We start from the raw sequence: 25,023 nt of genomic DNA on the forward strand, positions 1-25,023 counted from the left end.
AAGGTTCATAGTGTGAGCATCCCCTTGTGAACCTTCTTCCGTTTTTCTACCTGCCGCTCCTGACAATATAAATTGTAGAACCCCATCCAATGATGTCAAAATAAAAAGCTTACAGTTAAAGCTTTCAGACATTACGCTTCCTTACCTCACGAATCAATGTGGATTTACTAATACCTGTGATCGCAGCCACTTCATTGTATGAATTAGTACTTAACAACTCCAAGGAATGATCCAATTGTTTTAACGAATAAGACTTCGGCCGGCCTTCTGTGAAGCCTTCCTTCTGCTTGGCTATTGCTTTACCCTCTTGCGTCCGTTCAACAATCATATCCCGTTCAAACTCTGCGAAGCTGGAGAAGATCGTAAGGATCAACCGACCAGTGACGGTATCTTCGATTATTCCCATGTTTAGGACATGAATCTTGACACCCTTGGCAAACAGTTCTTTCACCGTTGTAATGGCGTCGACGGTAGAACGTGCAAACCGATCGAGTTTCGTTACGATCAACGTATCGCCTTGTTTCAAGACTTTAAGTAGAGCTTGAAATTCAGGGCGTTCCTTTTTCGTGCCGGTAAACTTCTCTGAGTATATCTTTTGAGCTCCATGTTCCTTCAATTGCTCGAGCTGCGATTCTAAATCTTGGCCAAGCGTTGAAACCCGTCCATAACCATAAATCATCATATTTTCCTCCCTTGATTTTGACTATAAGATATGACCCCGTTAGATGCCTCTATCCTACGCTTATCTATGGGTGGTGTCAATACTCTTAAGATATGACCATGTTATTCGGTCAACACGTACAGATAACCGTTCACTCGGATGTACCCTAATACCGTGGGACACTTGTCCCTTTGGAAACCATTTAAACCATTTCATCATCGGTGGCGCCCTTCTTTCTTGGAACGACGATCCGCACCCGTGGCGCTACCTTCTTGAAACGTTCAATGGCCCAATCACTTTGATGCTCACGCATGAGTGTTTCCCAGGCGAGAAAGCAAAGCGGTGATATGTAATGATTGATCGTGACGTACATCGGATTGAGATAATACATGGTTTCAAATCGCGTCATAAGCTGGCATTCGATCAATCGTCGAATCAATGCATATACATGGCTGCGATCCAGGTCTAGCAGATCGACCATATCCATAGCGGTCATTGCCCTGCTTCGGAAGTGCAGCGCATTATCAGGTGTTAAGAATTCCCCAAATCTTAACAGGTGACGCAAGTCACGGTCCCGTAATGTTGTCGGCATTCCGAGTTTCAACGGCAATTTAAGATAGCGTTCATTCGCCAGAGACATATACCCCTTGCTTTCATCAAATCGCGTGAAGAGCAAATCTTCTTCTTTTTCGAATACAATTTCGCCGCCTTCACCCATGATACGCGTCATTTTTTCTTTTCAATGGTTCAGCTAAATCTGTGTCATTAAGATGTGAATATTTGGACTAAAAAGTAACAAGATATACACATTCGCGCTACACTGGAAAACCCGAAACCCCTGTACCCACAAGGGCTGCGAGGTTTTTCCATAACCGAGCTATATATAGTAGATCTTTATAGCTCGTCCGATTACTCGCTATTTTGGTCGCTTTCGCTCCATTCGGCATCAATGCTTTGATGCTTTTCGGAAGGAATCGAAGGACTTTCTGACGTACTGAACGTCACGATATGTTCAACGATTGCATCGACTTTCGTCTTATCGGAATGCAAATTCTCCCATTTCCATCAATAACTTGAAATGCGCGAACGATCCTGCCTTTGCTGCCTTTACCGCTTAATGCATCATCGGCAATGATTCTTGGTAAATCAAACATAATCCATGGAACAGCGAAAATGGAATTATTTCTTCTATTTGAATCAATTTCATAAATCAAAAGCCTTATTGATTCATTTAAAAATTAATCCTTACTTGCCTTCACAATTTGTTGGCTTTGTGGGATTATTTTTATTTATGCTTCTATAATCGAAAATGCAGCTTGCATAATGTTTCCATGAATATACGCATACGTGTAGGTATAGGTCCGACAAAAATCCTAGCCAAACAAACAACTAATAATATTGCAAAGAAGAATAAGAGTGGCATTTTCACACTCGGTAAAGAGGATGTAGAGCGCGAGTTATGGCCGTTGACCGTAGATAAGATGTATGGGGTCGTCTCGCGTATGACACGCCATCTGGGAATGATTACGATAAGTCACGTTGCGAGGATGCCACTTGCTGCATTAAAAAGTAAGTTTCGTGCTCGTTTCGGTAAACAATCCGATATCCAAGCGGAAGTAATTTGGCAGACGGCCAACAGGTTGGATGATAGCCTTGTCACACTAGGAACCTTTAATGCAGCTCCGAAGTCTATAGATCATGGTATGACGTTACCTCGGGATTATCTAACTGTGAAAGAGGTTTATATCGTTTTCAAGGGTATCTATAAAAAATATATGTGAAACCCTTCCATATGGCTTATGAATTCCGCAATTCGGGGGCTAAGAAGAAAGGTCTTTAAGGTGATGTTGGAATATGTGAAATTTTATCAAAATAGCATTTAATTCGACAAAATATTAATCATTCGACAACGAGATATGACATTTGATCTATTTTTAAAATGATAAAATAGTCCTTGTTTTGTAATTCCTAACATGAACTTTTTTGGAAAATGCAATTGACTTAATGGTAATATCCTCATGTTATCAATTTTGTAAAGGAGTGAGAATCACATATAACTTAAAGAAGCAAGTTTCCCTCGTCATATTTATAAAATTCCGAAGGAGCCAACAGTGAAATGAATATAAAAAGTAAAGTAGCCTGTTTAATAACCGTATTTGTCGTGTTTTTACAAATATCCATTCTGTTTATTATGCCTGAGTATTCCGAAGCAGCAATTTATGATGAACTACCGGTCTCGTCCAGTATTTCTGCTGGAAATGGATATACACTAATGATTACAAGTGACGGAACGGTAAAAGGTTGGGGAAATAATGGAACTGGGCAACTAGGTGTTGGAGATACCACAGATAGAACAACGCCTACTGTGATTACAAACCTTACTAATGTGAAGCAGGTTGTAGCTAGCAGTAATGGGCATTCGATGGCCTTGCTTACGGATGGAACGGTCAAGGTTTGGGGAAATAATGCAGGGGGGCAATTGGGCCTTGGGGATCTTACCAATCGTACAAGTCCGACACCCATTTCAACCGTGTATTTAAGTGACGTAAAACAATTAATACTCGGGAAATCCTTCTCATTTGCGTTAATGAACGATGGCACAATAAAGGCCTGGGGAAAAAATAGTTACGGTCAGTTAGGTTTAGGGGATCTAATAGACCGAACTTCCCCAACTCCAGTGTCAGGTTTATCAGGAGTTAAGCAACTGGTTGCGGGCACAGGTCACGCGTTAGCCCTGTTTAACGACGGCTCGGTTAAAGCTTGGGGAAATAACGCGGATGGCCAATTAGGATTAAATGACACGACAAATCGATCAAGCCCGACTCTTGTTTCTTCTATTGCTAATGTCTCTCAATTAGCGGCAGGGGCTAATCATACCCTAGCACTAATGAGTGATGGAACAGCAATGGCATGGGGAAGCAATTCATCAGGTTCATTGGGTTTAGCTGATAATTCAATAATAAGCCGTAGTACTCCAACTGCGGTTTATAATTATTCCAACAATATGTCCAACATAAAGCAATTGTTTGCTGCCGATAATCAAAGCATGGCAATGATGATGGATGGAACACTGAAGGTTTGGGGAAATAACGCTAACGGGCAGCTTGGGATAAATAGTCAATCCAATTCGTATTTAGCTGTCGCGATTACCAATTTCTCTGGCTTTGCTGGAGTTGCATTAGGAACCGCTCATAGTTTTGCTGTAATGAATGATGGTTCCCTTATGGGATGGGGCGACAATTCCTCCAGACAACTGTTAACTGGAGAGACAACCAGTCGCCTAAGTCCAATAGCAATTAGCAATCTATCCATATACGGTGCGATTAATATTGATTTACCCACCAGTCTGACATTTCAGCCAACAACAGTTACGACTGGAGGGGCAGGTACCTTTATCCTTTCTCCGGATGGGACCGTACAATCCATAGGTAGTAACACTAACGGTCAATTGGGTGTGGGGGATACAACTAATAGAACCTCTCTCACCACAATTCCGGGACTTTCGGGAGTCAAACAAATTTCAGCAAGTAGTGCCCATACATTAGCATTAATGAATGACGGTACGGTTAAAGCATGGGGACTCAACAGTAGTAGTCAGGTAGGTGTAGGGGATACAACAAATCGTACCGTTCCTCTTACTATTAACGGTTTAACGGATGTTAAGCAGGTTGTAGCAGGGGAAGGTTTTTCCATTGCTGTACTGAATGACGGGACCGTGAAAGCTTGGGGGACAAACGCTATCTATCAATTAGGGTTTGGAGATATCACTTCGCGTACAACACCTACCTTAATTCCGAATCTAACGAACGTAAAACAAATCGCAGTGGGGAGTTCCCCGCATGTATTGGCATTATTGAACGATGGAACGATGAAAGTCTGGGGGTATAACGGCAATGGGCAGTTGGGATTAGGCGATTTAACGACTCGTACAACACCCACACCCATTTTAGGTTTAACTGGGATTCAACAAATTGCGGCGACTTCTAGTTCATCTTTTGCTCTTCTTAGTGATGGTTCGGTAAAAAGCTGGGGCTCAAATGGAAATGGTGTATTGGGTCTTAATGATAGCGCGAGCACAAACCGGCAGACGCCAACATCGATTACAAGTGTTACTCAAGTGAAACAAATTACAGCAGGCAGCTTCCATGTGATCGCACTCTTAACCGATGGTACCATAAAAATATGGGGTAATAACGGTTATGGGCAGTTGGGATTGGGAGATACGACATCCAGAGTGGCTCCTGTATCGATAAGTGCACTTACGAGTGTAAGTGCCGTTGCTGCAGGTGGAAACCAGACCTTCGCCATGACGGATGGTAGGATTAATGCTTGGGGAGATAATACCTACTCGCAATTAGGACTGGCGAGCGTCACTAAACAACAAGTACCTGCAGAAATCCCTAACCTCTATACGTCGATAAAATTAGTACTTACGGATACAAGCGGGACTTTTACGCCAAGCTTTATCATGACCGGACGTCCGAATAGTCAAGGGTCGTTCAAATATACCATTGATTCAGAGACGGCTCCACGTCAAACGGTAGTCCAAACCTTCACACAAAGCAGCCAGACAATAACATTTGATCCAACATCGCTAGGTTCACTTGCTGAAGGTAAACACACGATGGTGATTGAAGCGACAAATGGAACTTATAATACAAAGGAAACGGTTGTCTTTTGGATTGAGAAATCGCCATTGACGGGAACAGTCACAATGACAACGACGGACACAAGTATTATTGCGTCCAGTTCTCTCGTTGACCCTTCACCTACCGCTGATATTGCATCTTATAGATACACAATTGGCACTGCATCCAGTGGGTGGTTAAATGTCCAGAACTCAGTCAACTCAACGATACTCTCTTCAACGACAGCGGATATTAGTAGCACAGGAAGACCAATGACCCGCCTCTCTAATGGTTGGATTGTCGCGTCGATCTACAACTCTGGTGTGTATCTTTATGTATCTAAGGATAATGGCAGTTCGTGGTCACAGCTATGCTACCTTACTGGAACCAACTTCACCACAAATGCCGCGATAACAAGTGTTGGTAGCAAGGTATTTGGTGTTATTAAGTATGGAAACACGGGAGTCGGAAGCTTTGTTTTTGATGCTACTTCACAACAAAATGTCAATATTAGCGGTTCCGTAAATGTGATTGACACCGGGACACCTTATGATGGCAAGCCAACTATTGTGGCTGATAAATTCGGCACTGTACACGCAGCATGGGGACTATATATCAGCAATACTAACAACTATCAACTGAGATACAGCAAGACAACAGATGGTATAACATGGGATAGCTCCAAAGCTGTCATTACACGAAGTAGCACTACTAGTGTTTCTTTCAAGAATCTGAATATGGCAATTGTCAAAGATAATATTCCGGTTATAGTTTGTGAGGTTAATTATTATGATGGTTCTAATTGGTCATATTCTATACAAGTAAGTACATTGAATTCGGGTACATGGACTAGCTACCCTGTAGCGTCTTCATCCATCAATCAATACTATTTTAATCCTAATGTTGTTGTGGATAACAATAATATCATTCATGTGGTTTGGGAGGGTAATGATAGTTCAGATAGTGGGTACGCTAACATTCGCTATAGCAAATCGTTAGATGGAGGAATAACATGGGACAGTCCAGTTAAGATAACCACAGGGTATACCACAAATGGTAATTCAACGACTAATCGCTTTCCGACAATAACAGTTGATAAAAGCAATTCTATTTATGTTTGGTACTTCGGAACGGATTATTCAATCTCGTCTTCTTACACTAACTTAAAGCAAATTGTAAATAACGGTAGCGGCTGGGGCACACCTGTTAAACTTACAAACTATACGAATGGAAATGCGGATTATCCACGGGCATTAATCGATAATAAGAACGCTATGTTCATGTATCGAGACGGTCCTGCGGGCGCGATCAAGTTTGTAGGTGCATCATTAAGTGATCGAACATATTCAAGCACAGGACTAACTCCAAATTCACAATACACGGTAACCTTTGATGCAAAGGACACGAACGGTTACGTCAGTACTTGGACGGATTCAACGTATACGAAAGCTCAAATGCCTTCTACATCGCTGTCCAATCCAACGAATACGACACTGGATCTAACGGTGTCGGATGCCAACCCAGCTCCAACGCTGTATCAGATTGTGACGAGTGGCCAATTTGTCGCACAGGATGGATCGTTAATCACAGATCCTGTTTGGATTAGTTTAACGAACAAAAAAATAACAATTACAGGTTTGGATTCTGGAGCAGGATATTCATTCAGAGTTAAAGCGATGAATGAGCTTGAGGAAGAAACAGATGTAGCATCTACGGGTACAGCAACAACAAATAGTGCACCTCTGGATGCTCCTAATAATATTGCAACTACGCCAGATACGAACCAAGTCACGATCACGTGGGATTCAGTTGATGGCGCCACAAGCTATCAGGTCGAGGTGGACGGCAGCATAAGTCTCGTCGACATTTCCGATGCTAGCGTTCTTACCTATGTTCATTCCGGATTGTTGGCCAATTCGCAACATTCCTACAGAATCCGTGCCAAGAAAGGTACGCAAGCAGGCAACTGGAGCATTGCAACAGCTGCCACCACCTTTGATAATGCTTATAATACGCCGCCAACGATCACGGTGACCGCTTCCAGCACCTCGGTTTCAATTACTTGGGGGGCTGTGGCAAAAGTTGTCGGATACGAGCTCGAAGTGGATGGCGAAATTAAAAATATGGGGACTAACACGACGAACACCTTATATACTCACACGGGTTTAATTCCCGGAACGCGTCATACGTATCGAATTCGCTCTAAAGATACTAGAGGAGCGGGTAGTTGGGGCAGTCTTCAATCGGTGGTGACTTCCATGACTACGCCGGCTTTCTCCTCAACCATTAGAACTTCGTCAACGAATACGAAGATTACGTTGTCTTGGGATGATGTCGCAGGGGCTCAAGGCTACGATGTCGAGACGGATGATGTTGTCACGGACAACGGCACGAGCACATTTGTCGAATTAAGCGGCTTAGCTACTTCTACTTCCCATTCCTTCCGGGTTCGCACCAAGAACGCGTCAGGGGTAGGAGGATGGAGCAGTTATGTCACCGTGAGTACCAACTTACTGGATACACCATCTGATTTCACGTTATTGGAAAGTGACACTTCAATTAATTTGACATGGAGTTCTGTATCCCAAGCAACCGGGTATGATTTGATGGCAGACGGAGTGCTTGTCGATGCCGGATCGGGAACAACATATACCTATAGCAATTTAACGCCTGAAACTCTTCATAAATTTAAGATTCGTGCTAAGAATGCTTCAGGGTTTAGTGGATGGAGCGATGAGTATTCAACAACTACGTTGCCTCTAAAACCGGGACTTCCGACCAAACTGTCTGCTGTGGCAGGTAAAGATATTATCACGCTAAAATGGGATACTGTTACGAATGCAACGGGCTATGATGTAGAGTTGGATGGCATTGTCGTTGTCGAAACCTATGAAGGAACCCAATATACGGATACAGATTTAAATCCGGTTTCGTCTCATACGTATAGAATCCGTTCAAAGAATGCGGCTACCGTCGGAGATTGGAGCCAGATGATCTATGTCACCACTCTGCCTGGGGCACCTCAGTCCCCGAAAAATATCGTCATTACGTCGTCGGGAAGTATTGTCAATGTCAAGTGGGATACAGAGCTCGGTGCAACGAGCTATGACATTGAAGTCGACGGTGTTGTCATTGATGTAGGCACGAAGACGCAATATCAACATCGGAGATTGGTTACTGGACAAGAGTATAAGTATCGGATTCGTACAAGGAATAAAGTAGGCACGAGCGATTGGAGCGGTATCATTAAAAATAATGCAATCTCCGCAAAACTTACAAAAGGTAAGACGGTTGATCTGGGACTTACAGCCTCGGATGTAGTGGACTTTAGCCAATACACATTGACCGTTACCTACGATCCGAATGCGGTTGATGTAGTCGATCTCTCTAGTCTGACAGATCAAAAGGAACTTAGCGTCGGCAAGATTCAAGGCACAGATATCACTATTGTTGAGTTTAGACCTGGTAAAATCACCTTTGTTTGTGATAAGGCCATAACGCCGGGATTTTCTTGGACGGGCCTCATCAATAGTATCCAATTTAAAGCCAAAGTATCCGGTGGCTCCTCAATTACGTATACGGTCTTTGTAAAAAAATAAGCACTTAATTAAAGGAGATGCCCATGAGCTGGTCTAGTAAATATTTCCTATCTATGCTACTAAGCTTAAGTATATTTGGGGTTACTACAATTCCTGTCAGCGCGGCTAATACAGCCCCAGTCAGTAAGGTAACATCAAGCCCACGTGAAAAAGTGGAATTTATTATTAAGTATAAAGATGCCACAAAAGCAGATAATGTGAAGTCTGAAGCCAAAGATAAGTTGAAGCTCAGCAAGTTGAAAGTGAAAAAGAAATTAAAAGGTGGCTCAAGAGAAGTACTGGAAATTTCAAGCTCGGATGATCTTTCCGGTGTAATCAGTGAGCTCCAAAAGAGTAGTAATGTTGAGTACGTACAGCCTAATCTTCCTCTTTCAGCAAGCTCCCTACCAGAAGATGCTAGATTCACGGAGCAATGGGGTTTATCTGCTATCAACGTTCAACAAGTTTGGGACACAACGGAAGGTTCGCCTTCCGTTGTCGTTGGCGTGCTTGATTCAGGGATCGATACGGGTCACGCAGATTTAAAGAAAAATGTGTTTACTAACAAAAACGAAATCCCGGGAAACGGAATTGATGATGATGGTAACGGACTGATTGATGATGTTCTAGGCTGGGATTTTGTACACAATGATAGCACAGTATATGACGGTACGGAAGATGCACATGGTACTCATGTTGCCGGGATTATTGCGGCTTCTGCCAATCAAATCGGGATTAGAGGTGTAGCACCGGGAGTTACACTCCTGCCTCTTAAGTTTATAAGCAATGGTGTCGGATACACCTCGGATGCTATCGAAGCGATTGAATATGCTAAAAAAATGGGTGTTAAAATCATAAATGCCAGCTTTGGAGGCAGTGACTTTAATGTTGCATTGAAGGATGAAATTGAAAACAGTGGCATTCTCTTTGTATGTGCAAGCGGAAATAACGGCAACGACACATCAGTGAGTCCAACTTATCCGGCTAGTTACGGTCTTTCAAATATTATTTCTGTAGCGGCTGTCGATAACCAAGGGAACTTGGCTCCGTTCTCGAATTACGGCAGTAAGGTGGATGTTGCGGCACCCGGAACTTCGATCCTCAGCACCGTTCCAAGTGATAGCTACGATAGTAAAGACGGGACTTCCATGGCAACAGCTTTTGTTACAGGCGCCGCGGCGTTATTACAAACGGAACATCCCGATTTCTCTGCACAAGAACTGGCAACAAGAGTGAAAAAAAATGTAAAAAGAGTTACACAGTTAAACGGGGTAATTGCGACCGGCGGTATTATCGACGTAGAATCGTCCCTGACAAATGCCGTAGCGACGAGTTCTATGAGTGATACAAGTGCAAATACAAACACAACGGGAAGCGATACTGCGGGAACGGACAGCCAAGTATCTACGTTAGATGTGACGGTAAGTGCCGACCTGCTGGAGCAGCTTCATTATGGCGAAACCGGGGTGAATGTCGCCTCCGGTAACTATTCAACTTCGGCCACCGATTTGAGTGTGGATTCACCGGGGCTAAAGCTCGAGGTAAGTCGTACCTATAACACGAAAGACAATACCCCTCATTTATTAGGTAAAGGCTGGACGTTAAATTTCGAAGGTAGCATCAAAGATACGACCATTTCAGGAACGGCCGCTAAGATCGTCAAGATGCCTAAGGGTGAGACGCACGTATTTACTAAAAACAGTAATAATACGTTCACTGCCAATGATTCTCACAGTACGTTAGTGATGAATGCAGACAATACATACACTTTGACTACCAAAGATCTGAGCGTGTATGTATATAACCAGTATGGTTGGCTTAGTTCCATGAAGGACCGGAATGGCAATGCTATTGTACTAACCATTGATACCCTAGGCCGTGTGTCCAAAATTACGGATACGGCAAAGCGAGATTATGCTGTAAGCTACAACTCCCAAGGTTTTGTGAGCACCATTAGTGATCCTTTGGGTAGAACGGTGAAATATGATTACGATGGCAGCAACCGCTTATCTAAAGTGACGGACCCTAATGGTAATGTCTTAGCAACCTATGAGTATAATGGGTTAGGCAATATTGTTAAAATCAAAGACGGAAACCAGAACATTCTGGAGAAATTTGAATACGATGGCCAGTCGAGAGTAAGCAAACATACCGATGTGTACGGAAAGACGGATTCTTACACGTACAACTATTCGTCGACAACGATTTCCGATAGTGCTGGAAGAACGATCATCAAGCAATTTGACAGTAAGTATTATACAACCTCATCTCAAGACCCTGAGGGCAAAATTACGACGGTTACGTATAATTTAGTGTACGGGATTACGAACAAGTACGGAGAAATAGCTTCAATTACGGATCGTTATGGGAATAAAACTCAGTACACGTGGGACATAAACGGTAATATCACCAAGATTATCAATCCGGATAACAGTACCCGTGTCTATACGTACGACAGCAAGAACAATATGTTGTCAGAGCAAGACGAGCTAGGAAATATGACGTACTACAAGTACGACGACCAGCTCAATAATCTGATCCAGAAGATTCAGCCATTGAATGGTACTGATGCTTATACCGATACTTCAGATAATTCTAAGTTTGCCATTAAGAGTTATTCGTATTATTCGGATTCAGAAGCGGCTCAATTTAAAGCCACGGTTAAGGCTCTGCTGAAATCAGAAACAGATTCTGAAGGGAACACAACTACCTATAAATATGATGAGCAAGGGAATAAAGTGGAGAAGATTGATCCTTTGGGTAACTCCACCTATTATTCTTACAATGAAATTGGATGGCTTATGAGATCGACGACCCCATCGGGGTTTGGGACAAGCTATTCCTATGATTTGGATGGCAATGTGGTAAGAAGGATCTTGGATCAAGGTGAAACGACACGAGATTTGTATGATGTTATGGGGAATAAAATTCAAGAGATTTCTCCGAATCAATATCAAGCGGCTAAAGATGGATTGAACGATACGAACGTTTCACAGATCTATCGAGACAACAATGTGGGACTCAGACTAGAGTATGATCCAAGCGGGAAGATCAAGAAGCAAACAGATGAAATGGGTAACATCACCTTGTATACGTATGACTTATTCGGCAACGTTCAAACAGAAACGAAACCAAATAATTCAATATATGTGTACGAATATGACTCAATGAAGCGAGTTAAAAGAGAGTTCTTTAAGGCAAATGCCTCGGCAGCTCCAATCTTGATGAAGGAGCATGCTTATTCCATCACTTCGGATGGAAAGAGACAAGAAACAGAAACAAAATACTTAAATAGTACAGATACAGCTATTACAACAAAAACATATAACTATGCAGGTAAATTAATTGAACAAATTAATCCTGATGGCTCAAAAATCGTCAGTTCCTATTTTGCAAATTCTACGTTGAAACTAACAACCAATGGTGTCGGAGGCACGACGTATTACAAGTACGATGGATTACTACGAGTTACGGATCAGTGGGTTCAAGTGGACAATGGCTCCTACATGTATTCGGGGATTACTTATAGTCCTGCCGGCAGAAAACTTCAAGAGAAGCAAGGAAAAGATTACGTCCCTTTATTCTCTGTGCCTGTAGACGATCGCCTTATTATTAAGACGCATACGTATGATGCTAATGGGAATATGTTGTCGGAGACGATCGGGAAGGACCGGAAAGAACAGTTCCAATACGATAAAGACGGTTTTGTGAGCCGTGAAGAGCGGTTTGTCACAGAGCAATCGTCGGAATCTACGGAATATGTGAATAATCAAGTGGGCAAGCCACTCTTCAAGAAGGTCACAGTTCGTGCAGGAGATTTGGAGGGGCATGAAACGGATGAACAGGGTCCAACGATCCTGACGACTGCTTATGAATACGACGGCAATGGCAACCTGATTAAAGAAACGACTCCCGATCTAACGACCATTTCGTATTCTTATGATGTGTTGAATCGTAAGACAGGGACCAGCAGAGTCGGTCAAGATGAGGCTGGTAATAAAATTGTCATATCCGAGTCTGTGACGCTGAACTGGCTAGGTAAACCTCTCACTTCTACGGATAAGAATGGGAACACGACAACTTTTGAGTACAATGCCAAAGGGTTGCTGACCAAGACGACTGACCCGATGGGCGGAGTAACCGCGTTTGATTATGATGTTGCCGATAGGGAAATCATTGAAGTTTCTCCGTTGAACTACGATTCGACCAAGCAACTTACCGACTTGAACCGGATTGAATATGTGTATGATGCCATGGGTCGTGTAAAAGCGAAAATCGATAAGTTTACGCAAAAAACAGTAGATCCTACCAGTTACGCCTGGGTAAGCAGTTGGCTAGAAAAGGTGACAAAGGCTTATCAATATGATGCAAACGGTAAGGTAACCAAGGAGCTAAATGGTGAGGGCTATAAAGCCGGTTACGGCAAGACGCTTGATGATCAGATCGAGTCCGGTTATGGCATTTTGTATACGAATGACATGACAGGTAGAGTCGTGATGAAGACAGAGCCTGTAGAACAGGATCGCAATTCTACATTCACAATCAAGTATGAATATGACGGTGCCGGCCGGAAAGTGGCAGAGATTGATGCTGCAGGGCATGTCAAAGGAACGCGTTATGATGACGCCAGCAGTGCCGTCGCAGAGACGGTCAGCTCGTCGATGGCCTCACCGGAGCAGATTGTAAAGACGAAGACGTATGATTTATCCGGAAGATTGATCGCAGAGATAGATGGGAATGGCAATAAGACCATCTATGAGAATAACGCGTTTGATAAAGTTAGAACGGTTATCTCCCCTGGCGATGACTCTATGGGTGAATACCGAATTCACAATCAATATGACGCAAAGGGAAATGTCAAACTGCAAAAAGATTCGTCGGGTAAAGATACATTGTTTACTTACGATTCCTTTGGGAATGTTCTCTCCAAGACAGAGCAAGCTCATTCCGGCAGCGACTTCACTACCCTCTACACGCAGTATGACCGAAACGGCAACAAACGATTTGAGATAGACGGCAATGGGAACAAGACAGAGAACGTGTATGACAAGAACAATAAGTTGATCGAAAAGAAGATCTCGATCTTGCTAAATGGCGTAAAGACAGTACAATCTACTAAATACATGTACGATAAGAACGGTAATAAAATTAAAGAAACCGATTGGCTGAACAATACGACGGTATACGTGTATGACCCTATCAACCGTTTGATTGAAAAGCAAGATGCCAATCAGAAGTCGATTCAGAAGCTAGTCTATAATTTGAGTGATGCCCAGATATTGTCTTACAGCACCTTAAATGAAGTGACTCAGTACGGATATGACAAGAATAACCGTCAAATTCAGACCATCGACCCTGAAGGGAATGTAAGCAAACAGGACTACGTCAAAGCAGATCTGATCTCAATTAAAGTAGATGGACTTGGGAACGAGACCTGGTATGACTATGACGGGTTCGACCGACTTGTCCGAGTGACATTGGCTAACGGTGAACAAACAGCGTATACGTATTCGATTGGCGGCAATATGCTAACGAAGACGGATGCTAAAGGTCAAGTGACCACCTACGAATATAATGCTCGCAATTTGGTCGTGAAGAAAATTCAAGATGGTGGACGTACAGGCAATGCGGGCAGCTATACGTATGCAGATGAGAAGGTAGAGAACAGCAGCTATAATGCCAATGGACTGCTGGCCAAGAAGAAAGATCGGAACGGCAATACGACCGTTTATACGTATGATGTACATGGTAGAAAGTTATCGGAATTGATAGCTAAGGATCCAGCCATTCCATCGCTGCAAGATATTCGTACGTATACGTATGACAATAACGGTAACCAATTAAGCATGAAGGACAGTACAGGAACGACGCGGCGAACCTACGATGAGTTGAACCGTATCACCTCTGTCACAGAACCTAATTTGGGTACCACAACGCATCTGTTTGATCAAACAAGCGGACTTACCACTGGATATCATGCTGAAGTGATAACAGATGTTAAGGGCAATATCACTACTAAGATATTCGATAAAGTCAATCGTCTGAAGGAGGTTAAAGCAGATAGTGACCCTTCGACTTTATATGACTATTATGACAATGGCAGTGCATCAAGCGTAACTTATCCTAACGGCGCTAAAGAAGTATATACGTATTACAAGAACACGTTGCTCAAGACTTTGAAAAACTATCAAGGCACGACACTATTAGATTCCTATAGTTATACCTATGATGCAGCGCAAAATCAAACGTCCAAGTATGAAGTCATGCATGGAGTCACCAAAGGTACAACCACATTCACATATGACAGTCGGAATCGGTTGAAATCTGTACTTGAACCGCCAGGTACGTTGACAGAGTATACGTATGATACAGCAGGAAATCGGGAAACGGAGAAGGTAACTAGCGGTTCGAATGTAACGACGACTTTGTACTCTTATAATGAGCAAAACTGGCTCATTACAACATCCGTACCTTATACGAATGGTTCCAAGGATACGACGAAGTATAGCTATGACTTTAATGGCAACATGATCGGCAAATCGCTGGAGAAATTAAAGAAAGTGGATCCTGCAAATCCGGTAGAGCCAAGTTTCGGAATGTTTATATTCGGGCAGACTTCCAATAATTCGAAGATTGCAGACATTGTGGCGGGCACAACCAAATATGAATATGACCTGTGGAATCAATTGAGCCGGACATCAAACGGAAATCAAATCACCACGTACAAGTACAATGCTGATGGATACCGGGTTGAGAAGGCTGTCAATGGTCAAACTACCAAGTATGTCTATGACAAGGATAAAGTCATTCTTGAGTTAGACGGCAAGGCCATTCAGAAGGCAAGAAACGTACAGGGAACGAATCTCCTGACTCGCAAGGCAGGGACAGAAACTGTATACGTCATGTATAATGGACATGCGGACGTTACCGCCCTAATTGGTTCCAATGGACAAATGAGATCGACGTATGATTACGATGCTTTCGGTAACCCTATTGCATCGGCAACGCAGTATTATGACGCAAATGGTAATATTGCCACGGCATCAACAACAATCGATAGCCCGTATCGGTATACAGGATATCAATATGATTCCGAGAGCAGCCTCTATTATTTAAATGCTCGATACTATGATGCTGACATTGCAAGGTTTATTACTGAGGATACGTATGAAGGGCAGATTGATAATCCGCTGAGTTTGAATTTGTATACGTATGTTGAGAATAATCCATTGAGATATTCTGATCCTACTGGTCATAGTGGGGAAGAAGGTGGTTTTTGGTCAAAATTAGTTAAAATGATTCTTGATGCCGCTCAACAAGGTCTTACCAACGTTACACCTATACAAGTAAATGGGCCTAGTATTCAAGTGACACCAATTAATATTGTAAATCCAGAACCATTGATTCAAATCCCAGACAGTGACAATGGAACAACGTTAACGCAACCAGTTGAAGTACAAAAGCCTAGTGTTATAAAAGATCCAATTGAACAGCAAGAGTCACATGTATATTTTAACAATAATACATCTCCCTCAGTGCCGTTCGAGAGAATTGGGTTAACATTAGATGACTATAGTACATTTGTGAGGACTTTACCGAAGGATCCTTATGAACTAGCAGATAGGGATTTCGTAGATGTAACTGATCCGAGAGCCATTACAAATGGTAGTAAACGAAGAATATTTTGGAGTGAGACTATGATGCTTAAAATTGCCTTTGACTATCCAGAAGAAGGAGCCACAGGGTGGGAGGGAAAACCACATTATCATATCTATAATCCATTTTCTGAGAATGGTAATAAAGATTTATATTTAGATTCTGATGGAAGAGCAATTAATAAAAATGATAAAAATTCCCATATATCACCAAAGGAGGATAATGGAAATTAAAGAGATGGATTTAACCCGATTTTTTAAAACCTATAGTCTACATGACAGTGGTCTTGAAGCAATTAATTATTTCCAAGACATAAATGAGGTTCACTTGGAAGTCGAACTAAACAATTATGAACAATCTTGGTACAAAGATGATGATGCTGAGATGGTCAAAGGGAAATTTATATTCCAAGGTGTGGAATACTTTAATATGGAAATTGATATTTACACACTACCTTTAAATGGTCAAATAACGGATGTTGTACGGATTTCTGATAAGGAGTACAAGATATTATTCTATGCACATACCATAACAAAGCATCAACGTACTGAAAAGTTTGGAATTGTCCAAATAAGGGCAGATTTGGCAAAGTGGATACCACAGCATTAATGTTAAATTTACCATAAGGTTCGGTAATCAACAGACAGTCTATGCTTAATAAGCTATACCATGTATACAAGCACTACGAACCTACTCAAGACTCATCGGTTGCACAAATTAGTGAGGCACTGTTGAAATTTTCTAGCATTATAAGTTTTGTAGAACCACAACGAGACTAACCTCTTGCTTGTGGTTTCTTTTTAGTGCCGATGTATCGCCAATATGCAACTTGCTCATATGATTATGACGAGAAGTGATTGACAGTGATAGATTTATTAGGGAGGATACGTATGAAGGGGATAAAAACAATCCGCTGAGTTTGAATTTGTATACGTATGTGGGTAATAACCCATTGACGCATACTGACCCTACTGGGCATGATGCAGTAATTATCACCGCAAATGGGGCGGCAAGTGGTTTTGGTCATACTTCTTCAATTTATCAAAATTCTAGTGGTGATTGGTATTATACTTACTGGGGAGATAAAACTGTTCTAAGCATGAAAGTGGATGCTGACTCAATGTCCTCATTATCTAAGTTTAATTCTTGGCTAGATGCAAATGCAGATGACAATAGTACGCATGGTTATACAAGTAGCACATATATAAAAGGTGATTTCACAAAATCACTAGACCATATGAATGATCTGAAAAATACCTATGATGAGAAAGATAATAATGGAGATACAACTGGTTATAGGTTACTCTATAATAACTGTCTGCAACAACAATTAATTGCTCTTAAACAAGGAAAAACAAATGATGGTACTCCAATTTCAGATTTTCTAACTGCTACGGCTGATAAATATGTCACTCTGCCAAATGCGGCCGAAGGAAAATTTCGAAAGGAATTTTATAACAATGCATTTACCAATAGCGAATACACATCTCAATTAAATAGCCAACTATCTAAACTTCAAAATTCTTGGCTAAGTTTCTTAAATTCTGCTACGATTAGCAATTTACAATCTTTGTTAAGTGAACCTCAAAATTAAAGTATGTTTAATTTTGAGGCATGAGGCGGGCTGTTTAGTCCGTCTCTCACATTGAAATGGGGGTTCAAGATGAGAAATAAGAGACTTGCCGTAATTGTTATAAGTATTTGTGTACTGCTAGTTTCCTATGTTATTTATTATGTTAATGATGGATCGCCTTTAAAAAGGTATAAATTTAAAAAAGAAGCAATGAGTTACATTGAACAAAAATTCTCAAAGACAATAATCGTTGAAGATATTAACTACAGCTTTAAAAATGGATTATTTTCATTGACTGCACATCCTGAGAACAACAAAGATCTCAAATTTCAGATATCAGAGTCATGGAATGATAAGGGTTTAAGAGATGATTATTTAATAACAAAATGTAAACTTGAGGTAGATGGAGAATTAGGGTCTTATGTAAGGGGGATTTATTCAAAAAATGAAACCGCATACTTTGTTTTTGGAAGCACTATTTCTGTTGTAGACAAATATAGCAATATTCCATATGATCAAATGCCTAGCTATCAAGATATTAAACAAGAACTAAAAAGGAATACTATAATTCATATAAATATTCATCGGAATTTTGAAGAAGAACGTTCACAAGATGAATACAAAAAAATATATGAGGTACTACAATTTATTAAAACGAAAGCGTATGCGTTTGATCAAATTTCACTTAATTTTTTAGATGAGAAGAATGGTTTATCTAAAAGCTTTGTCTTTCAGTCTCTAAATGGCATAGCTGATGTAACAGATCTTGCAAAATTTGAAATTAAAAGATAGTTATAATGTCTACCCGTCCTACGATGACCCAGAGGTACACAATTAGAATGTGATAAAAATGGGTGTTTGCAAGTCAATAAAGAAATTAGTGATTATTGGGTAAACTTCCCCCACCTTACGACTAACACTCGCAAGGCTTTATTTTTGTCCGCCGCTGTATCGCTAACAACGCAAATGAGCGCTTAGAGAGTATGAGCGGCGGCAGCCAATGGAGTCATATATCTGCTCATGCCGCTTCCTAGCTCAACACATTATTTGAACTTGAGGGCGATTCTATATGGCTGTGTAGCGAGGCAGATGCTTGGTGGGAGATTGACTTGAATGAACTGCCAATAGGCTACAAGAGGCATTAGAGGCTGTTTGGTACGGCAACATTTGCTTTCCTTTGAATAATGTATTACACGATACCTCCAATGCCAACCAATAATTCCAGAATCATTGGAGATAACTGAACTAAAATGTACCCAATAGCAGCATTTTGAAGCATTTGCATTCCTTTCTCTCGATTCCCTACCATGATGAATAAACAACCACCAGCGATCATGACACCTGAAATGGGATAAGATAATGATTGAATGAGGTTAATGAGTGGATCGAAAGCGTGAAGAATTTTCCCCTTAAACGCATCGGACATTACAGCCATAGCTGGAACTGTTTCGGAAACGAAAGGGGCAGCAGTTGTGACGGTTTGAGCAAATGCTCGCGTAATTCCGTATGGGGATAGACCGTTTACTAAGAATGCTATAGGTATTGCGTAACCAAGAAGTGCTTTAAGCTTGGGATCATTGAGTCGCCGTAATCTGTCTTTAAATGTTACGCGTTCCACTACATGTTTCGTGAGGCCTTCGACTTTTATGAGGTTAGATAACGATTTACTCCGCGTGCCATCCCAACACTTCGCTCCGACAGTAATTTGCATTTGAGTTCCTCCTATTTGATTTCATCCCATGTGTATACTACCGTTTCAAGGCCTTCACACCATTCGAGTAATTGTTTCTTTCGGCTTTCCGTCATTGTGACCCATACAAGTTTAGGGAAGTATTTCAACTTATCTTGAACTGCCGAGGTCGATTTCAACTTCTTGTATTTCTCGATCTTATCCCGGTTCTTTACCATGTGTTGAAGGTGATCTACCTCTAAAAAATGTCGCCTCATTCGGAGCAGAAAGTAAGAATCAGGTATAACCGTAACAACATCCTTTACGCTCAGTTTCATTTCGTTTTTCCAATCATCCGGTTTGAATCGAATATAGTAATCGTTTCTCATCAGATAATGGTTAACTTGGGATAACTTCTGACGGACGATTTCGGAACCGACACGCTCTCTTCCTGTTTTATTTAAATAGAAGATGCTTTCACCTGTATCGCTACGAAAGCTTGCTATATACTCACTCATGTTACTTAAAACGCGGCGGGCATTTCTGTCCCCTCCAAGATCATGTAGTCGCTGTATTTGCCCACGACTTAAATAATCAAGCTTCTTCAATGATGAGAGTATGGCCTCTTCCCTCAGGAGTTTGTTTTGCTGCACCTGCCTCATAGTACTCCTCCTTCCGTGCTTTAATCGTGATATAGGGCCTTATGATGCGATCTATAAACTGATTCTCGATGTAAGGGGTCTGAACGATATACTTGCGATCCGTCTGATATATGGCGCGCCCTTTGACCAAGGGAAGTTTCTCAGCACCAGACTCATCTAAGACTACTTGGCTGGCAGTGTCCGTTTGCAACTTGAAGCAAAGCCTTGCATCACAGTTTTGTTTGACCTGTCTTGGCAGTGTGTCAGCTGTTGGGTATTGGGTGGCAAAGATGAGCCGATAACCGAGACCTCCACCGATCCGCGCGATTTCAGCAATGATTTTCTCACACTCTGATTTGATTAACTTAATCTCTTTGAGTGGCTCGCCCTGGCTGGCAATTTCCGCAGCTTCATCGATCACAATAAAGTGACGATACTTATGACTCGCCTCACGAACATCCTCAAAGCCTTTGGATAGAAATTCAGCTTGTTGCCATTTAATTTCTTTATAAATGTCCTTTAGCGCTTTTAATGCTTCTACGGCGTCTTTGGCAACCGTAAGAACTTGACGGACATTAGAGAACCGATTGAAGGCAAGACCGCCTTTTAAATCAATCAGAGTAAGTCTAATATGCTCGGGATGATTGTGTATAAGCGTAGTCACCGTATTCTTTAGGAACACAGATTTTCCGTATCTAGTAGTACCAGCCACGACCATGTGTGGAATCAATTCGAAGTCATGGTATACCGCGACTTCTCGGGACTCGCCTAAGCTGACTGTCCACCCTCTGCATGATTGTAAGGTGTGTTCTGTGAATGGTATCAACTCAGGCATAGGATCTTTGTACACTCGGATCTGCAGCGCTCCGTCGTAATTCATTAAGATTTCCTTCCTGCGCTTCTTATCGGTCATCATATTTTTGATTTGCTCAAGCAAGTCGTGTTTCCATTGAATTTTTTTCAGGTCATTAAATCTTAAATCCAACAAGCCTTGCTTTTGATTCAATCCATCCTCGATGGTCCGTTGCTTCTTTTGGACTTCCTCAAATGAAAGACCGAGAGGTAATCGGTACACGTATTCAGTTCCCCATTTATGGCGGGTTTTACGCAGCAAATGAACCGTCGTAAGCTTGCCGTCTTCCCTCACACTTAGTCCACAGTTGGTCGCAATGCGTTGTATTTTCTTCGCTTCTGAAGCTGCGTGTTTGTCTAAAATCGTAAATCCAAAAACTCCCGCCATGATTGAAGTTGTCGCTAATTCTAAAATCACAATTACGCCACCTCCTTTGTTTTGTATCCGTAGGATAGTTCCTGTGATGAGGAATCTTCCGAACCGCTTGAATGATAACGATAATATGAAGATTGGCATATTCCTCGGACATTGCCATAGCGGAAGTCCGAACGGAGGGGATGTTTGGTAGTGTGTTCGGAAGGATGAAATGGCATGTGGTGCGGAAGATTCCGTCTGTGTTACCTATCCTTATGCCATACTAGTTGTCCAACTTTCGCAAAAATACGAATATATTTCGCTAGACTTGTCCATGCTGAGACTTAATAGGTGATATTTCCAGCTAGGCTAGGGGGATGAATAATGGGGTTTAAAAAACGTAGTAAGTACGGTGAGTTCATTGATAGGCATTTAGGATATGGCGGTCAGGAAAAAGTGAGGGAAGTAAGCAAACTCACGCCAAACACCATTACAAAAGCTTGCAGTGATGAGGATTATAGGCCAACAAGAAGCACCATGAAATTGCTGATTGATGCAGCGAAGTATCTTACTAAACAGAACATTAATAAAGATGATTTTTGGATGTAACGTTATATATGGTCAACAAAAACCATGAGTAAGTAGGGGATCTACCCTAGCAGCGCGGCAGAATTAATGAGAAGGTATCCAAGAAAACGAAGATACAATTAATAAAACAACCGATCATTTTTGAATGAGCGGTTGTTTTATTAATTGTATCTTTTTAAAGCCGTAGAGTGAGGAGATTTATAAAAAGCTGTGAAGATATGTAAATGTAATTGTAATTGGAAATCGAACGCTAAGTAGGTCCTATTTTTTTTTAGTGTGCTTAAGTATGTCAGCAGCCAATTTATGAAAAAATTTAATGTCTTCATAACTATTAGAGCTCATCAGTGCCATAAAATTATAAAGTTCTTCATCCTTTTCCTTTTGTTCAGATTTGTGACCTTTAATTTCGATGAACCGAAAAATTTCTAATGGTGAAACATCAAGTGCAAGGATAATCTTTTCAAGGGTATCTATAGATAAATTGCGTTCTCCTCGTTCAATGCCTCCTATATATGTGTAAGGAAGCTCAGCCATCTCACCTAATTGAGTTTGTGTTAACTTTTTTGCAGTACGTAATGCTTTGATCTGCTCGCCAATTTTCAACTTAAGTAAGCCCGTCATAATCGCCAATCACCTCTATACCAAGAGTAGGTAAGTTTGAGGTGGTCATGAAGTCACTTGTATTATAAAATTTTATTGAATATAGTCCTTATAAGGATTATACTATTGAGTTATATATAAAGATATCTCAACTAATGATGAAAGGCGTAAATGGGGGCGATCCTGATCTCCATAAACGTCCTTTGATGAAAAAACGAATAAAATGTAATCGTAAATCCAACCACTACTAAGCCTAACCTTACTCCCAATAGGGCAATAATTGAAGGAATTATTATTTTTCCGTTTTATTCGTTATGGATTGATTGAACTCAAATAATTGGAACGGTGAAAATAAGGGTTTATAAAAAAGGAGTAAACACGATGAAGAAAATAGCTTTAGCGGAAATTTTTGTTCACGGAAGGAATCCACAATACAACATAATGGCGAGTTTATCTCACAAAGTAAAGGCGGCAAAGAAACATTATGAAAACGGTGTAATGAAGCCTATTGAAGTTGTAAAGACAGGAACAGGATGGACGTTAGTGGACGGTTATGCACGGTATTGTGCTCTTATTGAGCTGGGCGTGACGGAGTATTACATTACAACGCGTGAAGGGGATTATCAAACGATAATTCAAGAAATTATAAGGATGAAGCGGGAGACCAGAGAAACAAAGAAAGCTGAACAAGCAGAAAGAATAATGAGAAAGGAAGAAGAGAAAGCGGAACGTATGCGTCAACACGAGTTACGTATTGAACGACAGAAGGAGTGGCTGCTGACCGAGGAAGGCAAAGCGTATCAACTAGAACGAAAACAAGAGCGAAATAAAAAACGCAATGCAAAGCGGAAACGAGTGAAAAAAGCACTTAAAGCTATTCAAGCAGATTATTTTTGGAACTGGATGAGAACGAACCACACTTTTAAAGATGGCAAGACGAAAAAAGCGGAAGTAACGAAGGAGTACATTGTCGTGTGTCGGATACTTAATGAGTACAAGCCCAAAACAAATGAATTAGAATTGTATTTCAAGCAAGTAGAGCGTAGTACCCGTGAGAGTATGCGCCCTGCCGTTCTAGGAACGTTCTTGGGATTATGGGCTGAGTATTGTGATGAACAAAGCAAGAGCATCAGCAAGGCGCAGGCCGCGCAGTAGCTAAAGGCATTAGACGGAGCGCATCAGATGTTACATATTAGGAGAGCTTGGCAATGTGCTGGATGACCTGATTTTAAATAAAAACTACTTGTTGACGAACTGTTGACGAACTTCGTCAACAAGTAGCAAAGTGCATTCAAATGCAACTTAATGTTGAGTAGAAAATCCGCATTGGATCAAGGATTTAACCCACTATAACAGAGCCGAGCAAAGCCACTCCATCACCTTGAGGGGGTGGCGCTCACAAGGCGTGAGGGTTCAAATCCCTCCGACCGCATCCCAGGCAAAAACCTTGTTGAATCAAGGTTTTTTTCTTTTTCTAGAGAGTTTAATAAGCTAGTTTGCAGTTTGATTATACGATGAAAACTACTAATTGGTCACGGAATGGTCACATTCCATTTTCCTTACTCTACGAAACACATTATTAGGTTGAAAACGCAATTATTTTAAATGAATATATTTGATACTAAAGGTTGCTGTTATAATCCCGCATACGACACATGTGGAGTGCTCAGTGTTACTAAAATGGGAGGGCGCAGAATGATACTGCGCCCCTCTTAAGCTCCGTAGGATAAGGGATTCATGAAATTGTAATGAATTTCTTTGACTGAACCCATGTCAGATATTTCGATTTTTCGAACGAGTCTGTGGATAACTATTTTCAGGACCTTTTCGTCATCAATGTCCAATCGAGCCACCTAATTGACCTGCTTTTTGAAGTCTCTAAGCTGCTCTTCCATATCATCGCGTTCGCCGATCTGTTTCTCTAGGTCGGCTTTTCGCTGATTCAGGGAGTTCTGCTCCGCTATCTGCTTTCAATTTATCGACCTTCCAATTATGATGGAAACTCTTCATTTCTTGCATAAACCACTCCGGCATCGTGACTGTTCGTTTTGAAGCTTTGCTTTTAGGAGCCTTCACTTGAGCTTGGCCACCTACCGTTAGCGAGATGCTTTTGTTTATGGAGGGATGTGGCGCTCACAAAGCGTGAGGGTTCAAATCCCTCCGACCGCAATCCAGCTTTACAAGCTTGAGAGGTTGTTTCAAAAGGTCCGGTAAGACCTGAG

The 25,023-nt window shown here is 41.5% G+C and carries 15 protein-coding genes and 1 pseudogene; 8 read left to right on the plus strand and 8 right to left on the minus strand.

Annotation, left to right across the window (positions count from 1 at the left end; translation table 11 throughout):
- Nucleotides 1-124: 124 nt before the first annotated feature.
- From AC58P7_RS10510 to AC58P7_RS10520, 3 genes are all read right to left on the minus strand, one after another.
- Nucleotides 125-679, minus strand: coding sequence for a recombinase family protein (locus tag AC58P7_RS10510; RefSeq protein WP_497342473.1), 555 nt, complete (start codon nucleotides 677-679; stop codon nucleotides 125-127).
- 184 nt (nucleotides 680-863) lie between these two features.
- Nucleotides 864-1,379: a hypothetical protein gene (locus tag AC58P7_RS10515; RefSeq protein WP_497342475.1), complete on the minus strand. Its 516-nt coding sequence runs from the start codon at nucleotides 1,377-1,379 to the stop codon at nucleotides 864-866.
- Between the two features lie 191 nt (nucleotides 1,380-1,570).
- Nucleotides 1,571-1,711, minus strand: a complete 141-nt coding sequence (locus AC58P7_RS10520) for a hypothetical protein (protein WP_497342477.1) — start codon at nucleotides 1,709-1,711, stop codon at nucleotides 1,571-1,573.
- 281 nt (nucleotides 1,712-1,992) lie between these two features.
- Here AC58P7_RS10520 and AC58P7_RS10525 point away from each other — a divergent pair, with 281 nt between their 5' ends.
- The 6 genes and pseudogenes from AC58P7_RS10525 to AC58P7_RS10550 all read left to right on the plus strand — a co-directional run bounded on the left by AC58P7_RS10525 (nucleotide 1,993) and on the right by AC58P7_RS10550 (nucleotide 18,888).
- The gene (locus tag AC58P7_RS10525; RefSeq protein ID WP_497342479.1) at nucleotides 1,993-2,442 is read left to right on the plus strand and encodes a hypothetical protein; all 450 of its coding nucleotides are present in this window, start codon (nucleotides 1,993-1,995) and stop codon (nucleotides 2,440-2,442) included.
- A 335-nt stretch (nucleotides 2,443-2,777) separates the two neighbouring features.
- On the plus strand, nucleotides 2,778-8,888 hold the full coding sequence (locus tag AC58P7_RS10530) for an RCC1 domain-containing protein (protein ID WP_497342481.1): 6,111 nt from the start codon (nucleotides 2,778-2,780) through the stop codon (nucleotides 8,886-8,888).
- Nucleotides 8,889-8,911: 23 nt separating this feature from the next.
- Nucleotides 8,912-16,756 carry a S8 family serine peptidase gene (locus AC58P7_RS10535; RefSeq protein WP_497342483.1) on the plus strand — a complete coding sequence of 2,615 codons (7,845 nt, stop codon included), beginning with the start codon at nucleotides 8,912-8,914 and terminating at the stop codon, nucleotides 16,754-16,756.
- Complete coding sequence (locus AC58P7_RS10540) at nucleotides 16,746-17,132, plus strand: hypothetical protein (protein WP_497342485.1); 387 nt, start codon at nucleotides 16,746-16,748, stop codon at nucleotides 17,130-17,132. Before AC58P7_RS10535 ends, AC58P7_RS10540 begins: the two co-directional genes overlap by 11 nt.
- Before the next feature lie 259 nt (nucleotides 17,133-17,391).
- Nucleotides 17,392-17,502, plus strand: a pseudogene (locus AC58P7_RS10545) (RHS repeat-associated core domain-containing protein); the annotation flags it as partial.
- Nucleotides 17,503-18,186: 684 nt separating this feature from the next.
- The gene (locus AC58P7_RS10550; RefSeq protein ID WP_497342486.1) at nucleotides 18,187-18,888 is read left to right on the plus strand and encodes a hypothetical protein; all 702 of its coding nucleotides are present in this window, start codon (nucleotides 18,187-18,189) and stop codon (nucleotides 18,886-18,888) included.
- 397 nt (nucleotides 18,889-19,285) lie between these two features.
- Here AC58P7_RS10550 and AC58P7_RS10555 read toward each other — a convergent pair whose 3' ends face one another.
- The 3 genes from AC58P7_RS10555 to AC58P7_RS10565 are packed head-to-tail and all read right to left on the minus strand — an operon-like array spanning nucleotide 19,286 to nucleotide 21,676.
- Nucleotides 19,286-19,807 (minus strand): hypothetical protein, encoded by a 522-nt coding sequence (locus AC58P7_RS10555; RefSeq protein WP_497342487.1) that lies wholly within the window; start codon nucleotides 19,805-19,807, stop codon nucleotides 19,286-19,288.
- An 11-nt stretch (nucleotides 19,808-19,818) separates the two neighbouring features.
- Complete coding sequence (locus tag AC58P7_RS10560; protein ID WP_497342489.1) at nucleotides 19,819-20,427, minus strand: replication-relaxation family protein; 609 nt, start codon at nucleotides 20,425-20,427, stop codon at nucleotides 19,819-19,821.
- Complete coding sequence (locus tag AC58P7_RS10565; protein ID WP_497342491.1) at nucleotides 20,360-21,676, minus strand: FtsK/SpoIIIE domain-containing protein; 1,317 nt, start codon at nucleotides 21,674-21,676, stop codon at nucleotides 20,360-20,362. Before AC58P7_RS10565 ends, AC58P7_RS10560 begins: the two co-directional genes overlap by 68 nt.
- 321 nt (nucleotides 21,677-21,997) lie before the next feature.
- Between AC58P7_RS10565 and AC58P7_RS10570 the strand changes: the two genes are divergently transcribed.
- Nucleotides 21,998-22,222 carry a transcriptional regulator gene (locus AC58P7_RS10570; RefSeq protein WP_497342493.1) on the plus strand — a complete coding sequence of 75 codons (225 nt, stop codon included), beginning with the start codon at nucleotides 21,998-22,000 and terminating at the stop codon, nucleotides 22,220-22,222.
- 240 nt (nucleotides 22,223-22,462) lie between these two features.
- Here the strand turns inward: AC58P7_RS10570 and AC58P7_RS10575 are convergent, their stop codons facing one another.
- Nucleotides 22,463-22,822 (minus strand): helix-turn-helix domain-containing protein, encoded by a 360-nt coding sequence (locus tag AC58P7_RS10575; RefSeq protein ID WP_497342495.1) that lies wholly within the window; start codon nucleotides 22,820-22,822, stop codon nucleotides 22,463-22,465.
- A 360-nt stretch (nucleotides 22,823-23,182) separates the two neighbouring features.
- Here AC58P7_RS10575 and AC58P7_RS10580 point away from each other — a divergent pair, with 360 nt between their 5' ends.
- Nucleotides 23,183-23,956 carry a hypothetical protein gene (locus AC58P7_RS10580; RefSeq protein ID WP_497342497.1) on the plus strand — a complete coding sequence of 258 codons (774 nt, stop codon included), beginning with the start codon at nucleotides 23,183-23,185 and terminating at the stop codon, nucleotides 23,954-23,956.
- 741 nt (nucleotides 23,957-24,697) lie between these two features.
- Here the strand turns inward: AC58P7_RS10580 and AC58P7_RS10585 are convergent.
- Entirely contained in the window at nucleotides 24,698-24,877 is a 180-nt protein-coding gene (locus AC58P7_RS10585; RefSeq protein ID WP_497342499.1) for a hypothetical protein, read from the minus strand.
- Between the last annotated feature and the right edge of the window lie 146 nt (nucleotides 24,878-25,023).

Source organism: Paenibacillus sp. J22FR5, from assembly GCF_059691975.1.